The 1878-nt window shown below is 73.0% G+C and carries 2 protein-coding genes, 1 tRNA gene and 1 pseudogene; all 4 read right to left on the reverse strand.

What is annotated here, in order from left to right; all coding sequences use genetic code 11:
* Positions 1 to 803 (reverse strand): HAMP domain-containing protein (locus AB8Z36_RS37925; protein ID WP_369217921.1); only part of this gene is annotated, 803 nt, incomplete at its 3' end.
* A 3-nt stretch (positions 804 to 806) separates the two neighbouring features.
* Positions 807 to 1268, reverse strand: coding sequence for a hypothetical protein (locus AB8Z36_RS37930; protein WP_369217922.1), 462 nt, complete (start codon positions 1266 to 1268; stop codon positions 807 to 809).
* A gap of 132 nt (positions 1269 to 1400) precedes the next feature.
* Positions 1401 to 1474: transfer RNA gene (locus AB8Z36_RS37935), tRNA-Ala, on the reverse strand.
* A gap of 85 nt (positions 1475 to 1559) precedes the next feature.
* Positions 1560 to 1878 (reverse strand): annotated as a pseudogene (locus tag AB8Z36_RS37940) (hypothetical protein); the annotation flags it as partial.

Raw genomic sequence — 1878 nt, forward strand, 5'->3', positions numbered from 1 at the left:
AGTTCACACACCTCCAGGGCGAGCCGCTGGGCCGCCCCGTCGAGCCGCGCCACCTCGATGACGTCGTCCACGAGCACCCGTAGCCGCCCCGCCGACTCCTGGACCAGCTCGGACGGCCGCCCGGCGGGGAGGAGCGAGGCCGCCGTCACCATCCCGGCCACCGGTGTCCGCAGCTCGTGCGCGATGTTCGCGGTGACCTCGCGCTCCGCGCGCAGCCGTGCGGCGAGCGCGTCGGCCATGGTGTTGACGGCGGACGCGAGCTGGGTGATCTCGTCCTTGCCGTGCAGCGGGAGGCGCGCCGTCAGGTCGCCGTCGGCGATGCGCCGCGCCGCCCGCGCCTTGCGGGTGAGCCGACGCCCGAGCCGGTTGGCGACGAGCAGCCCCGCCACACAGGCGAGCGCGGTCCCGATGCCGCCGGAGATCCACAGGACCCGGTCCAGGTCCCGTACGGTCTCCGTCTCGCGGTCGAAGGGCCGCTTCAGGGCGACGATCTCCTTGCCGTACCCGCTCGCCGCCCAGAGCTGCGGCACCTGTCCGCCGCGGTCGAGGTAGACGGCCCACCTGCCCTGCCGCACGGCCTTGGCCAGGGGCTTGGGCAGATCGGGCGGGTCGATGAGCGTGCGGTCGCCGTCGATCCCGGCGGCGTGGTCCTGCACGGCGGTCTGGAGCCGGTCGCCGATCTGGCTGCGGGCGCCCGCGTACTGGGCCTCGACCGTGCGGTGGTGGACGAGGAGCCCCATCACGACGGACACCACGGCGGCGGTGCCCGCGATGGCGAGCCCGATCTTGGTGCGCAGTCCCATGGCTCAGAACTCCGGTACGGACAGCCGGATGCCCTGGAACTGCACGTTCACCGCCGCGGCGGGCAGCTCCTCGGGGTCGCCGGGTTCCACGGCCGCCCGCCGGTAGTACGCCAGACGGTCCTGCCGTTCGAGACCGCTGAGGGTCAGCGTCGCCGCGTACGGGCGCTTCGCGCACGCCGGGAGGCACCACTCGCCGCTGAGCCTCCCGGTGGCGCGGGCGGTCGGCCCGCCCCAGTCCTTCCAGTCCAGCTCCGCGAGCGTGACGTACTCGGTGAGGCCCACGTGCGTCGGCCGCTGGAGCGGCTGTCCCGTCGCGTCGGCGAGGTAGACCGGCCCGGTCACCTTCGAAGGACGGAGCGCCGAACCCTCGACCCGCAGCCCGTCGGGTTCTCCGCAGCCGCCCATGAAGACGGCGGCGAGTGCGGTGCCGCAGACGGCGACGGCGGTCCTGAAAGGGGGCGGCATGGAACAAATGTATCCATAGCGGACGGAACCACACGCGATCGCGTGAGACGAGCGCCACAGAACAACAGCCCGCACGCGGGCAACGCAAAGATCCCGCCCGGTTCAGCGAACCGGACGGGATCTCATGTGCAGTGGACCTGTGGGGATTTGAACCCCAGACCCCCTCGATGCGAACGAGGTGCGCTACCAGACTGCGCCACAGGCCCTTGCAACGAGTGAAACTCTAGCACCCCGAACGGGGTGTTCAAAAATCCGCTCCTGGCTGGTCAGCCCGGGGGACCTCACGGTGCCTCACTCGTTCGCGGCGCGCGGCCGGTCCCCGTCCTCGTACTGATCGAAGAGCGGCGTGCGGCCGCGTTCCCTGGCCCGCCGCGCGGACGCGGCCCTGCGCTTGTCGCTGCGCCCGCCGGAGGCCTCGGAGCTCTCGGCGGCCTCGGCGTTCTGGGCGGCCTCGGCGTTCTGGGCGGTCCCGGCGTTCTGGGCGGTCCCGGCGTTCTGGGCGGTCCCGGCGTTCTGGGCGGTCCCGGGATGCTCGGTGGCGTCCGCGTCGGCGGACCGCCGCTTGGGCTCATCGGCGGTCCGCTCGGCGGGCGAGGACCGTGCCGAGCTC

Origin of the sequence: Streptomyces flavofungini, assembly GCF_041028215.1 — a bacterium.
GTDB classification, from domain to species: Bacteria; Actinomycetota; Actinomycetes; order Streptomycetales; family Streptomycetaceae; genus Streptomyces; species Streptomyces flavofungini_B.

Bases quoted from the DNA above. Each gene is read 5' to 3' on its own strand.
- AB8Z36_RS37930 (WP_369217922.1), bottom strand. From the start codon at position 1,268: ATGCCGCCCCCTTTCAGGACCGCCGTCGCCGTCTGCGGCACCGCACTC.